This window comes from Effusibacillus consociatus (assembly GCF_042652925.1).
In the GTDB taxonomy this organism is placed as follows: domain Bacteria; phylum Bacillota; class Bacilli; order Tumebacillales; family Effusibacillaceae; genus Effusibacillus; species Effusibacillus consociatus.
This window is the reverse complement of sequence record NZ_JBHSHC010000123.1, coordinates 1-12,405: the sequence shown is the minus strand read 5'-3', so window position 1 is coordinate 12,405 and position 12,405 is coordinate 1. Positions and strand designations below refer to the sequence as shown.

The following is a 12,405-nucleotide window of genomic DNA, read 5'->3' as shown; positions in this document are numbered from 1 at the left end:
TTTTACCAGTTTTCTGCTCAGGTGTATTTTTATTTTTTAGACAAATTCAAGGCTTTTTGAACAGACTCTAATAATATAATCAAAATATTCGTAACGTAATTTATGGAAGTGTTTTTGAATGTTTTAAAAACCTGCTCAAAGGGGGGGTTGGGTGGAATACGGAGTCATCATTCTGGCTGGTGGCAAGTCGAGTCGGATGGGAACCAATAAAGCATTGATTCCGGTTCAAGGCGCGACAAGCATTCGACGAATCCGTGACGAAATTCGGAAAGGGGTTCCAGGAATCGAAATCGCATTCGATGATATGCCGGTTGCTCCGTTTATCATAGTCACGAATGACCCGGATCCTTATCAATTTTTAGGTGAAAGGACGGTAAGGGACCGATACCCGGGACTGGGTCCGCTTTCAGGAATACATGCGGGACTTGAATCGTCTTCTTGTGACTGGAATCTGGTAGTAGCATGTGATATGCCGATGGTAACTGCCGAGGCAGCACGATTCCTGCTGGAAGAGGCGGTCGCTTCGAACGTTGATGCTGTCGTTCCTTTTATCGACGGTCAACTGCATCCGTTGTTTGCAGCGTATCACAAACGATGTGCCGATCAGATTGAACATATGCTGAACGCCGGACAGCTTCGCATGCATGATTTGCTGAACAGGCTGCATGTGAGGCGGGTTACGGAAGCTGATTTTCCTGATGAAGTGGATACAAAACGGGTGTTCTACAACATGAACCGACCGGAGGAATGGCAACAGGTGCAGGTATGGCTGGACATTGACGGGAGGGATAGCGAATGAAGTTTTTTCAAGTGCATGAAACCCGCGAGGTAATTCGCTTGATTGAGGAGACCTATGCCTCTTTGGAACGGACAGAAGAAGTGTCGTTATATCAAGCATTTGGGCGGGTATTGGCTGAAGATATCCATGCGGCAGAGGATGTTCCCGGTTTTGACCGGTCGACCGTTGACGGATATGCCGTACGGGCTCAGGACACGTTTGGCGCGTCCGATTCAATGCCCTCATTTTTGGATCTGACCGGCAGTATTGAGATGGGGAAAGAAGCGGGATCCATCGCTCCAGCCAAAGCAAAGTATATCCCAACCGGAGGCATGATGCCCGAAGGGGCGGATGCGGTCGTGATGGTGGAACATGCGGAAGAGGTCGGTTCCCTGTTAAACGTATACAAGCAGGCAGCCCCCGGAGAGAATGTGATTCGCAAAGGCGAGGATCTGCAGGAAGGACAGCTGGTACTAAGAAGAGGGCATCGTTTGGAGCCGCAGGATTTGGGTGTATTGGCGGCAGTGGGAGTGTCCCGGGTCAAAGTGTTCGCCAAGCCTATTGTCGGGATCCTATCGACGGGTGATGAGATTGTTCCACCGGAAACCAAACATCTGAAACCGGGCGAAATTCGGGACATCAATACGGTAACTCTCGGGGCAGCCCTGCAAAGCATGGGGGCCGAAGTGATTTATGGCGGCACCGTAAAGGATGAATTCGGTGAATATCTTCAGCGGGCCCAGGACCTTTTTGAAAAAGTGGATCTCTTGATCATGTCAGGCGGAAGTTCCGTCGGTACCCGGGATTATACGGTTCAAGTGATGGAAGCGCTTGGAGAACCGGGGGTTCTTGTACACGGAATCTCAATCAAGCCTGGAAAACCAACTATTCTCGCCAAGGCGGGGCGGAAGCCGGTGATCGGACTGCCGGGACATCCGGTGTCGGCTCTCGTGGTGTTTGACTTGATTGTTCGACGGATCGTAAATCGTTTATTTGACAGGACATCGCATCCATTTGATCCGCGGATACGGGCTCGTTTGAGCCGGAATCTCGCATCAGCGCCGGGGCGCTCCGATTATGTTCGGGTGCGGTTGGAGAAGCGGGATGGAGAGGTTTGGGCCGTGCCGGTTTTTGGAAAATCAGGTCTGATCTCTACACTTGCCGGGAGTCATGGCGTAGTTGAGATACCTGCTCCGAATGAAGGCTTGCTGCAGGGCGAATGGGTGAATGTGAATTGCTTTGTTTGGGAGAGGGGGATCGTCAGTGAAGAGGAAGATCTATCTGGAGGATACGCCGCTCAAAGAGGCCCGGAAGAAACTTCTGGATGCTGTTGAGTTTCAGCCCAGGTTGGAGCGAATCCCAACTGTTGATGCACTGGGTAGGGTGACGGCCGAACCGATTTTTGCAGCCGTGTCGATGCCGAATTACCACGCTTCAGCCATGGATGGCATCGCTGTCAAAGCGAGTCGTACATATTCCGCCCATGAAAAGAACCCGCTTCAACTCAAAAGAGGTGCAGATTTTCAGATCATTGATACGGGTGACCCCATTCCTGACGAATTTGATGCGGTAATTATGATTGAACACGTCCATATGATCGATGATGAGACATGTGAGATTCTTGAACCGGCAAGCCCTTGGCAGCATATCCGCCAGATCGGAGAAGACGTGGTGGCAGGGGAGTTGATTGTTCCGGCCAATCATGTTCTGCGGCCGGTGGATCTGGGAGCTCTGCTCGCGGGCGGCGTGGTTGAGGTTTCGGTAATTGTCAGGCCGAAAGTTGCGATAATCCCTACAGGAACGGAACTGGTATCTCCGAGAAACAGGATTGATCGGGGAGAAATTCCTGAGTTCAATGGCACCGTGTTTGCCGCCTACTTGCAGTCGTGGGGGGCCGACCCGGTCTATAAAGGGATCGTGGAAGATGATTATCAAAAGATAAAGAATGCTGTACTTGAAGCGGTTGCTGCATGCGACATTGTCCTGTTGAACGCGGGATCGTCTGCAGGTTCGGAAGATTTCACAGTCCATGTGGTTCAGGAATTGGGGGAAGTGATGACCCATGGAGTGGCGACCCGTCCGGGAAAGCCGGTTGTAATCGGAAAGGTAAACGGGAAACCGGTGATCGGACTGCCCGGTTATCCGGTATCCGCTTATCTCGCGTTAGAATGGTTTGCGCGCCCATTGGTTCATGAATTCCTGGGGATCTCAGAGCTTGAACGTCCGAAAGTGAAAGCAACACTTGGGCGCCGGGTCGTATCTGTAATGGGTGCGGAAGAATTCGTTCGAATGGCGATCGGAGCGGTGGCCGGCAAGTTCATTGCAAACCCGTTGACAAGGGCAGCCGGAGTGACCATGTCGATGGTGCGGGCGGACGGATTGCTGCGAATTCCGGCGGCAAGTCTGGGTTACGAGCAAGGGGAACAGGTTGAAATCGAGCTCTATCGGCCACTTCAGCAGATAGAGAAGACAATGGTGTTTGCCGGAAGTCACGATATGACTCTTGATTTGTTGTCTGCGGCGATTCATAAGGCTGATCCGGCGCGGTTCATGTCCTCAGCCCACGTCGGAAGTATGGGGGGAATCCTTGCAATTCGCAAAGGGGAAGCCCATGCCGCGGGAGTTCACCTGCTCGATGAACAAAGCGGGGAGTATAACATTACGTTTGCCCAGAAATATCTGCCGGATACACCGTTTGTATTGGTCAATTTGGTACACCGTCAGCAGGGGTGGATTGTTCCGGCAGGCAATCCGTTTCATATTCAAAAGATCAATGATCTAAATCGAGCAGGGCTGACGTATATTAACCGCCAGCGGGGGGCCGGCACCCGCCTGCTTTTTGATTACTTGTTAAAACAAGCGGGGATGCAGCCTGAAGATATTTACGGTTATAACCGGGAGGATTTCTCTCATTTAAGTGTGGCCGCTGCAGTAGCCGGGGGGACGGCTGATTGCGGACTCGGAGTCCTTTCCGCAGCACAAGCTTTTGGGCTTGATTTTGTTCCGGTTGCGGAAGAGCGATACGATTTGTTGATGACGAAGGAGTTCTACCAAAGCGAAGCAGGCCAGGATCTATTGTCGGTCATGACGTCGGAAGAGTTCCGGCAACAGGTCGAGGCGCTCGGCGGGTACAGCTGCCGGGATACGGGAAAGGTAATTTTTGAAAGCAATTAATAGAAGGACGAGCATTGAGAGTTGGGCAGATGTAGCAAGAAATGACGCAAGCGGGCACCTAATTAGGCACCCGCTTTTATTCTGTTTGTTTTTTAAGCCTTTGGCAGTTTCGCAAACGCCCGTTTCGCCGCTTCGATTGTGCACTCGATATCCTCCCGAGTGTGGGCCGTGGAGATGAACCAGGCCTCGTACTTGGAAGGAGCCAGACAAATCCCTTCCTCGAGCATCAGTCTGAAAAATCGGCCAAACTGCTCCCCGTCAGTCGCTTGTGCATCTTCATAGCTGCGTACAGGTTCGGAACGTCCAAAGTAGACAGTTAAAGCACCTTTAATTCGATTGATCGTCACCGCATGATCATACTCCTTGGCCGCTTGCCGCAATCCTTCTTCAAGCAGTTTCCCAAGTTGATCGAGCCGTTCGTATGTGCCGGGTTCCTGCAGCGCTTCCAGACAGGCAATTCCCGCTGCGATGGATGCCGGGTTCCCGGCCATCGTACCTGCTTGGTAGGCGGGGCCAAGCGGAGCCACTTTTTCCATAATGTCTTGACGGCCTCCGTAGGCTCCAATCGGCAGACCTCCGCCGATGATCTTGCCGAGTGCGGTCATGTCAGGATACACCTTTAAAAGATCCTGTGCACCGCCGTAATGGAAACGGAAGGCGGTAATCACTTCGTCATAGATGACGAGGGCCCCGTGTTGGTGTGCAAGCTCGTTGATTCCCTCCAGGAAACCCGGTTCGGGATGGACCATTCCGAAATTGCCGACGATCGGCTCGACAAGTACAGCAGCCACTTCTGATCCCCAATGAGCAAGTGCTTCTTCCAGCCCTGCCAAATCGTTAAACGGTACAGTAATCACTTCATTGGCAATCGATTGCGGGATACCCGCCGAATCGGGGATTCCGAGTGTTGAGGGTCCTGAACCGGCAGCCACGAGTACCAGGTCGGAGTGACCGTGGTAACAACCCGCAAATTTTATGATTTTGTTTCGGTTTGTATAGGCCCGGGCGACGCGGATCGTGGTCATCACCGCTTCTGTTCCGGAATTGACGAAGCGGATTTTTTCAAGTGAAGGAACGGCTGCGTGCAGCATCTTGGCGAAATCGATTTCAAGCGTTGTCGGTGTTCCGTATAAAACCCCATTTTCAGCCGCCCGCGAGATTGCTTTGGCAACGTGAGGGTGACCGTGTCCGTGAATGAGAGGCCCGTATGCAGCCAGGTAATCAATGTAGCGGTTCCCGTCAACATCCCAGAAGTAGGCCCCTTTTCCCCGTTCCATAAACACGGGTGCTCCTCCTCCAACTGCTTTAAAAGCCCGCGATGGGGAGTTCACACCACCTACTATGCAGTTGAGTGCTTCTTCATAATAGCGCTCTGAGTTTGTATGGTTCATCTGTAATTCCCCCTCATCTCAACAACGATATCGTATCAATCATAAAACGAATCGTCCACCTCCAAGTCTGCGAGGTGTTCAAGTTTAGTGAAAAATAAAAATAAAAAATTATAGACAGATTTCGGAAAAAACATTAATATAATAATTGACTTGCTAGTTTAAAAGGGGAGGGGAGTATGGTTTGAAAAAAGGAATTTCTCTATTCATCACATTGATCTGTGCCCTGGCTTTGTTATTGGCTCCGTTTCGATTGGCGGAGGCGTCGGCGGTTGAGATTGACCCCCTATTGACTTCGAAGCTGGAAACTTCGGCATCGGATACAGTACATACCGCAATCTTAACGTACTCGACCAAGCCAACAGATCTTGATGTCCAGAAACTCAAGGATTTGGGATTGAAAACCGTTACATTCAAGCATTTGCCGATGGTAGCGGTGCAGGGAAAAAAGGAATCGATTCAGAAAACATTTTCCCTTGAGGGACTGCGTTCCGTGTACTCGGATAAACAACTTCAATATTTATTGAAGGACAGCGCTCCTTTGATCGGTGCCGACCGGGTGTGGAATGAATTGGGATATACCGGAAAGGGTGTTACCGTCGCTGTAATTGACAGCGGAATCGATGCAACTCACCCGGACCTGACTTTTGGAACAAAGACGATCCAGAACGTTAAATTTTTGGTTGGAAATCTAATCTTTGACGGCGAACCTCTCTATCTTGAAAATGTCCCGAATACCGATACATCGTCCGGTCATGGTACTCACGTGGCAGGAACGATTGCCGGAACGGGAACTGCAAGTCACGGAACATATAAAGGAATTGCACCGGATGCGAAATTGGTTGGACTCGGCACTGGAGAGGTTATAACTATTCTTTGGGCACTGGAAGCTTTTGATTATGTAATTGATCATAAGGATGCGTACAAAATTCAGGTGATCAGCAACAGTTGGGGCACTACCGGGGAATACTCTCCAAACGATCCGATAAACGTAGCGAGCAAGGCTGTACATGATGCCGGCATCACGGTAGCGTTTGCTGCAGGGAACGAAGGTCCCGATGCCAATACATTGAACCCTTACTCGGTAGCTCCTTGGGTAATCGGAGTGGCGGCAGGGACAAAAGACGGCAAACTCGCCGATTTCTCATCACGGGGAATTGACGGAGATCCGCTCTATCATCCGACTATTACGGCTCCAGGCGTAGATATCGTTTCTGCACGCGCATCAACCGGGGCTACTATCAATGCATTGACGGCGAAAAAAGATGCGACTTACATTCCCCCAGAATACTTGCCGTATTATACAACCGCTAGCGGAACCAGTATGGCAACCCCCCACATATCCGGCGTTGTCGCGCTGATGCTTGAAGCTAAACCGGGACTGAATCCGGATGTGGTGAAGGACATTTTAAAACGGACCGCGACTCCTATGGTGGGGTATAAGGAGTTTGAAGTGGGAGCAGGATATGTGAATGCGTACGTAGCGGTTTCAACCGCCAAGAACACGAGCACGCGCATCGGAAAACACAAAGACCCCAAAACGGGAAAAGTGTATCCGACCTATTTTGAAACCGTTTCATGGAACGGGACAGTCGGTCCGAGTGTGGCGGAAGCATCGGTCGAATCATCTGATTCTTACGTGTATACCGTCGGTCGGAATGCGGTAAGTACAACCGTTCAGATCGAATGGACGACACCCGGTGTGGATTTGGATCTGTACGTGTATGATCCCAACAAACAATTGGCCGGAAAATCGGCTGAAGGTTTGACGTTAGACGAACAAACAACCATTGCGAGTCCGGCAGACGGTCAGTGGACAGCACAAACACGCGGCTGGCTGAGTGCAGTGGAGCAGTATAAAGGAACGGCTACCGTGGAATATATTTTGAAGTAGAAGTTCGAGAATCAGAAGGCCGGATGAGGGAAGCAAACCATTTGCTCTCTCATCAGGTCTTCTTTTGTTGTACGGACATTTAGCCGGCGGTCCCTGCGAATTCTATGGCAGTACTACTTGCAACGGTTGGTTATTTAAGGAGAGGATTAAAATGAAGAAATGGACGAAACTTGCACTTCTCACAACTCCCCTGGTTTTTGTTACTTCCGTATATGCTTTTGCAAATGAAAGAAGCGAGAGTCAAGCGTCAGTTCAAATACAAGAGGTGAAGCCTGCCGAAACGGTTGTGAGTGAGCCGAATGCAGCTACTTCCTCGGAGATCCCTAATCCGTTTGTCGTAAACAAAGATCAGATTCAGCAGCAGTTGTCGGTTACTGAGGAACCAACCAGTTCTGCATTGACAATTGAATCGATCAAAAAGCTGCATATCAAAGCAAAGACAGACCGGGGAGAACTGAAGCTGGAATATCATTTGGAAGGAAACGGGACGCCCAGATTGAATGGTGAAATCGGAACTGTCAAGGTGCACATTTCCGGGGACAAAGCGAAAGAATTAATGAACCAATTGCTGAACCGTTGGGACCTGTTTGGAGTGCTCCAGCAGACTTTAGCGAATCCGAATGGCAAATTGAACGACCCGGCCATTTTTGCACTTGAAGAATTTGAGATTGAAATGGTTGACGGAAAAGAGATTGAACTGGATGAAAATAAATTGGAATTTGAAGCGAAAGCTGTTCAGCCGGTTAAAACCGAGGTGAAAATTCAGGTAGAGAAAGAAGATCAAGAAGAGAAAGAGAAAAAAGAGAAGCACGAAGACAATGGCAAGCATAAAGGTCAAGAAAAACAGGAAAACAAAGACAAAAAGAATGAAAAGCATGATGATGACGATAAGAAAGATAAAGGTGAAGACGATTAAGTCTCGCCAAGAGAAAGGGGCCACGTTATAATAAAGACGAGGCCTCTATTATTTCCGATAAAAACAAAGTCCTCAAAGTAAACTTTAATTTGTTATAGTATACATTAATAACTTTTGATATAATTATATAACAGAGTATCAAAGGTATGGAGGGAGACGCGTGAGGGTTACGGGAAAGATTGTTCGGAAACGGGCTTATTTTGACACGACTGACAGAGACATTAACTGTATCGCGTTTATTGAGATCGATGATGGAATCTTTGTTAATGGAGACAAGATCAAAATTATCCCCATTCTCGGCGAAGAATCTCGCATTCCTCAATCGATTGGCGAAAATATTGCGGTCGAGGGTGAAATCGTTTTCAAACAGATTGTTACATCTTCCGGAAAACGCAACTCATCACCGGTACCGATTCTGCAGCCAAAACGAGTTGAAAAAGTTAGTTGATGAAAAGCCGCTGGAGCAATTGATTCCGGCGGCTTTTTCGTGCTCATGCTCATGTCCCCCCAGACTGTGAAATGCGTAGGAACCAATCAAAAAGATTACAATCCCCAGAAATACGAAGAGGGAATTGGTCCTGCTTTCCGTTGCGTTGACCACGGGCAGAAGGTCTGTTGCAGCCACGTAAAGAAACACACCGGCGGAAAACCCCAGTGCAATTCCAAGGAGGAATTGTAAATCCTCCACTTCGCCCAACCAGATTACAGAAAGTGCCCCCAACAGAGTCGAGACACCGAGATAAACAGCGGACAACAATGCCTTCTTCCGGGATCCGTTGCTTGCGAGTGTCACTGAAGCGATCGTTAATCCGTCAGGAATCTTGTGCAGAAGTACTGCTAAGAAGACAAGTGCCCCGAGTGTAAAATCCACTTCAAACCCGGACGCAATCGCGACACCATCGAAAAATGTATGAGTGATCATACCCACCATAATTCCGAGCCGGGACTGCTTATGCCCGTGGTGAATCTCCTCACCAAAATGAAAATGAGTCGACACTACATGTTGAAACAGGTAGACTGCCAAAAATCCCACCAAAACATAAAAGGCGTTTGTTTCGGAGATGGTCAGGCTTTCAGGAAGAAGTTCGAGCAGGGCGATGGCCAGCAGGAAACCGGCCCCTAAAGCCATAAAAACGTTAAGCGCGCTGCGGGACCAGTTTTTCTTCATTATGATCAGAACTCCGCCAAGAACGTTTGCGAGTGAGGTAACAATCACCAGAAAAATCATATAAGTATTTGCAGTCATCCCCGAAACTCCTTCCAACTTTCTACTAGTAACTAGTATTGACCGAAAGCGGTTGGATTCAACCGAGTCGGAAGGAGTGTTCAGGCTTGCTGTTTCAGAAAAACCCGAGATGGCCTAACGATTGAAGGATGACGAATCCTCCAAGGCATAAAATCAGAATGGAAGAGAGAAAAGTCAAAGCATCAATAACGGGCCATTTTTCTAACCGTTTAATGGAAGCACCTGTTCGGACTACCAGTATACCGATGGTACTCATAGCAATGGCGCTGCCGATGGAGAATGCAGCAACCAGTCCCAGTCCAACAGGAATTTGGTTAGCCGAGATGGCGGTGAGCAGGATGGCCAAGGCACTTGGACAGGGAATCAACCCGGCAAAAAAACCGATGGAAAACAATCGGGCTACGGAAGAAGGCGTTTGATGCAAATTATGATGGGCATGGTGGTGGTGATGCTGACAGGTTTCATCATGAACATGACCGCTTTCCTCATGAGAATGTCCAATTTTGCTTACTACGACAATTCTGGGACGAATCTGATGGCGAAGAATCCGCGCTCCAACGAGGGTTATTGCAGCTCCGGAAATAAGCTGGATCCAGTATGTGAGATGCTCCGGCACAAACAGTTTGACGGTAGAAGAAGCTGCCAATGCCAAAAATACAATAGATAGAGTGTGTGAGATGGCGGATATCATACCGAGCAGAATAGCGTCCTTTGTCTTACCGCGTGAAGAGATGAGATACGCTGTTATGACTCCTTTTCCGTGCCCGGGTTCCAATGAATGCAGGGCCCCAAGCCCGATGGCTGCAGGAATTGTGTACATCAGTTCCATCAAATGTGTCCTCCTTAAAGGGTTGTCTGTATTCTTTATGCAGCCATATCAAATAACTTTCCTTATAAATCGTAATTATTCTTGTTTACAAGCGGTTACGGTGTTTTGTATAATGTTGATGTAAAAATCGAAATTATTACGATTTGTAATTCGCAAGCTGAATGTCCACTGCTAGTGTGGTGGAGTGTGACCGTTTTATAGGAAGGGAGTTTTACTTTTGAATCAAAACAAAATACCTGTAACCGTGCTAAGCGGCTATCTGGGGGCCGGGAAAACTACGATTCTCAATCATGTGTTAAACAATCGGGACGGCCTCCGCGTAGCGGTGATTGTGAATGATCTGAGCGAGGTCAACATAGACGCTGACTTAATTAAAGGTGGCGGCGGACTTTCCCGTACTGAGGAAAAATTGGTAGAGATGTCGAACGGCTGTATTTGCTGCACATTGCGGGAGGATCTGCTGCAAGAAGTGGAGCTGCTTGCCAAAGAAGGACGGTTTGATTACATTCTGATCGAGTCGACCGGCGTTGGGGAACCGGTACCGGTAGCACAAACGTTTACGTATGTGGATGAAGAAAACGGAATCGATCTGTCTTCTCTGTGCCGTCTTGATTGCATGGTAACGGTAGTGGATGCTTATCGTTTTTGGCATGATTTTTCTTCCGGAGAAACTTTGCTGGACCGACAGCAGGCGGTAGGTGAAGATGACACCCGGGAGGTGGTGGATTTGTTGATTGATCAGATCGAGTTTTGTGATGTATTGATTCTCAACAAGTGCGACATGATCAGTGAACAGGATCTGCAGCAGCTGGAACAGGTACTTAGAACATTGCAACCGACCGCGAAATTCATACGCACTTCATACGGTAAGGTGGATCCGAAGGAAATTTTGAATACCGGACTTTTCGACTTTGACAAAGCGAGCCAGTCGGCAGGATGGATTCAAGAACTGAACAAGGAAAGTCATACCCCGGAGACAGAAGAGTATGGGATCGCATCATTTGTATATCGCCGCAGACTCCCGTTTCATCCGCAAAGATTGGCCGAGTGGTTGACGGAACTGCCGGAGGAGATTGTAAGAGCCAAAGGGATCCTTTGGTTGGCCAGCCGCAATGATGTGGCGGTGAATATAAGTCAAGCCGGCCCTTCGATTCAAATTGGAGCAGTCGGTTACTGGGTTGCAGCCCTCCCGGAAGAAGAGAAACAAGCGGTTATGGACGAGGACCCCGAATGGGCAGAAACATTGGACCCCACCTGGGGTGATCGCTTGACAGAAATCGTCTTTATCGGCATTGATATGGATCAAGCTGAGATCATTCGTTCATTAGATGCTTGCCTGTTAACTGAATCTGAAATGCAGAGCGATTGGAGTGACTTGCCTGATCCCCTGCCTATCTGGGAAGAAGAGATGGAAGCTGAAACTGTCTGAGTTAAAGAATTAAAGGAGGAATCAACAATGCGTGTTGTTGTAACTTTGGCATGTACAGAGTGTGGAGACCGTAACTATACGACCACAAAAAATAAAAAGAAAAATCCCGAACGTTTGGAACTGAGAAAATATTGCCCGCGGTTAAAGAAATATACACTTCATCGGGAAACCCGATAAAAAATAACATAACATCTGGGAGTCGGATCAGGTTTGGTATATCACTAGCCTGATCCTTTGTTTTAAACAAATACGAATCATAATATTGACATAAAAAGAATAGGCTGGTAAGGTATAACTCACAAATCGTAATTATTACGATTTACCGTTTAATGGAGGGAGGGTGGTGAGAGAAGTAACCGGAACCCGGAGTAGAGTATTGTCGCTGACATCTAGTTGAATGAAGTAAACATGCAAGGAGGGCAATTATATGAAAGAGAAATATCAATTTTTGCTTTCTTTGAAGTTACTCGAATATGAAATCAAAGAATTAACAGTCTACGCAAAAGAGTGCTCTACTTGTTTTGAACTTTTAAAAAGAAAATTAGATGATCTCTGCCAATTCATGACATGTGAAGAAAATCTAAAACAGTGGAGTTTATGGGAGAATCACAGAGAAATAAAGGAACATTCGGCGAAGTTAAGGGAAACATCGACAGAGGCACTTTGCGACCTGGAGAAATATCAATTGAATATTTCACTGCCATAAGGCCAGTGAGTTAATCAGTGAGAGCCACTTTGTTAACGAATTGGA

At 48.2% G+C, this 12,405-nt stretch carries 12 protein-coding genes; 9 read left to right on the top strand and 3 right to left on the bottom strand.

Annotated elements, in window-relative coordinates; translation table 11 throughout:
• Positions 1-151 precede the first annotated feature (151 nt).
• Genes mobA through ACFO8Q_RS18185 form a run of 3 tightly spaced genes read left to right on the top strand, consistent with a single transcriptional unit; the run spans position 152 to position 3,952 of the window.
• Positions 152-799 (top strand): molybdenum cofactor guanylyltransferase, encoded by a 648-nt coding sequence (gene mobA, locus ACFO8Q_RS18195; RefSeq protein WP_380027631.1) that lies wholly within the window; start codon positions 152-154, stop codon positions 797-799.
• Positions 796-2,112 carry a molybdopterin molybdotransferase MoeA gene (locus ACFO8Q_RS18190; protein WP_380027629.1) on the top strand — a complete coding sequence of 439 codons (1,317 nt, stop codon included), beginning with the start codon at positions 796-798 and terminating at the stop codon, positions 2,110-2,112. Before mobA ends, ACFO8Q_RS18190 begins: the two co-directional genes overlap by 4 nt.
• On the top strand, positions 2,042-3,952 hold the full coding sequence (locus tag ACFO8Q_RS18185; protein WP_380027627.1) for a molybdopterin biosynthesis protein: 1,911 nt from the start codon (positions 2,042-2,044) through the stop codon (positions 3,950-3,952). The genes ACFO8Q_RS18190 and ACFO8Q_RS18185 overlap by 71 nt, the downstream gene beginning before the upstream one ends.
• Positions 3,953-4,044: 92 nt before the next feature.
• On the opposite strand, the gene ACFO8Q_RS18180 is transcribed toward ACFO8Q_RS18185, so the two are convergent.
• The gene (locus ACFO8Q_RS18180) at positions 4,045-5,343 is read right to left on the bottom strand and encodes a glutamate-1-semialdehyde 2,1-aminomutase (RefSeq protein WP_380027624.1); all 1,299 of its coding nucleotides are present in this window, start codon (positions 5,341-5,343) and stop codon (positions 4,045-4,047) included.
• Positions 5,344-5,524: 181 nt separating this feature from the next.
• Here ACFO8Q_RS18180 and ACFO8Q_RS18175 point away from each other — a divergent pair, with 181 nt between their 5' ends.
• From ACFO8Q_RS18175 to ACFO8Q_RS18165, 3 genes are all read left to right on the top strand, one after another.
• Positions 5,525-7,234, top strand: a complete 1,710-nt coding sequence (locus ACFO8Q_RS18175) for a S8 family serine peptidase (RefSeq protein WP_380027622.1) — start codon at positions 5,525-5,527, stop codon at positions 7,232-7,234.
• A 151-nt stretch (positions 7,235-7,385) separates the two neighbouring features.
• Positions 7,386-8,150, top strand: a complete 765-nt coding sequence (locus ACFO8Q_RS18170; RefSeq protein WP_380027620.1) for a hypothetical protein — start codon at positions 7,386-7,388, stop codon at positions 8,148-8,150.
• Positions 8,151-8,310: 160 nt separating this feature from the next.
• Complete coding sequence (locus ACFO8Q_RS18165) at positions 8,311-8,598, top strand: hypothetical protein (protein ID WP_380027618.1); 288 nt, start codon at positions 8,311-8,313, stop codon at positions 8,596-8,598.
• Here the strand turns inward: ACFO8Q_RS18165 and ACFO8Q_RS18160 are convergent.
• On the bottom strand, positions 8,551-9,396 hold the full coding sequence (locus tag ACFO8Q_RS18160) for a ZIP family metal transporter (RefSeq protein ID WP_380027616.1): 846 nt from the start codon (positions 9,394-9,396) through the stop codon (positions 8,551-8,553). The genes ACFO8Q_RS18165 and ACFO8Q_RS18160 overlap by 48 nt on opposite strands.
• A gap of 94 nt (positions 9,397-9,490) precedes the next feature.
• Positions 9,491-10,225: a nickel/cobalt transporter gene (locus tag ACFO8Q_RS18155; protein WP_380027614.1), complete on the bottom strand. Its 735-nt coding sequence runs from the start codon at positions 10,223-10,225 to the stop codon at positions 9,491-9,493.
• Between the two features lie 217 nt (positions 10,226-10,442).
• On the opposite strand from ACFO8Q_RS18155, the gene ACFO8Q_RS18150 reads away from it, so the two are divergent.
• From ACFO8Q_RS18150 to ACFO8Q_RS18140, 3 genes are all read left to right on the top strand, one after another.
• Positions 10,443-11,654 (top strand): GTP-binding protein, encoded by a 1,212-nt coding sequence (locus tag ACFO8Q_RS18150; RefSeq protein WP_380027611.1) that lies wholly within the window; start codon positions 10,443-10,445, stop codon positions 11,652-11,654.
• A gap of 27 nt (positions 11,655-11,681) precedes the next feature.
• On the top strand, positions 11,682-11,831 hold the full coding sequence (rpmG, locus tag ACFO8Q_RS18145; protein WP_380027609.1) for a 50S ribosomal protein L33: 150 nt from the start codon (positions 11,682-11,684) through the stop codon (positions 11,829-11,831).
• Between the two features lie 250 nt (positions 11,832-12,081).
• Positions 12,082-12,360 carry a hypothetical protein gene (locus ACFO8Q_RS18140; protein ID WP_380027607.1) on the top strand — a complete coding sequence of 93 codons (279 nt, stop codon included), beginning with the start codon at positions 12,082-12,084 and terminating at the stop codon, positions 12,358-12,360.
• Positions 12,361-12,405: the final 45 nt, after the last annotated feature.

Bases quoted from the DNA above. Each gene is read 5' to 3' on its own strand.
- ACFO8Q_RS18155 (WP_380027614.1), bottom strand. From the start codon at position 10,225: ATGGAACTGATGTACACAATTCCTGCAGCCATCGGGCTTGGGGCCCTG.
- ACFO8Q_RS18140 (WP_380027607.1), top strand. From the start codon at position 12,082: ATGAAAGAGAAATATCAATTTTTGCTTTCTTTGAAGTTACTCGAATAT.
- ACFO8Q_RS18160 (WP_380027616.1), bottom strand. From the start codon at position 9,396: ATGACTGCAAATACTTATATGATTTTTCTGGTGATTGTTACCTCACTC.
- rpmG (WP_380027609.1), top strand. From the start codon at position 11,682: ATGCGTGTTGTTGTAACTTTGGCATGTACAGAGTGTGGAGACCGTAAC.
- ACFO8Q_RS18190 (WP_380027629.1), top strand. From the start codon at position 796: ATGAAGTTTTTTCAAGTGCATGAAACCCGCGAGGTAATTCGCTTGATT.
- ACFO8Q_RS18180 (WP_380027624.1), bottom strand. From the start codon at position 5,343: ATGAACCATACAAACTCAGAGCGCTATTATGAAGAAGCACTCAACTGC.
- ACFO8Q_RS18170 (WP_380027620.1), top strand. From the start codon at position 7,386: ATGAAGAAATGGACGAAACTTGCACTTCTCACAACTCCCCTGGTTTTT.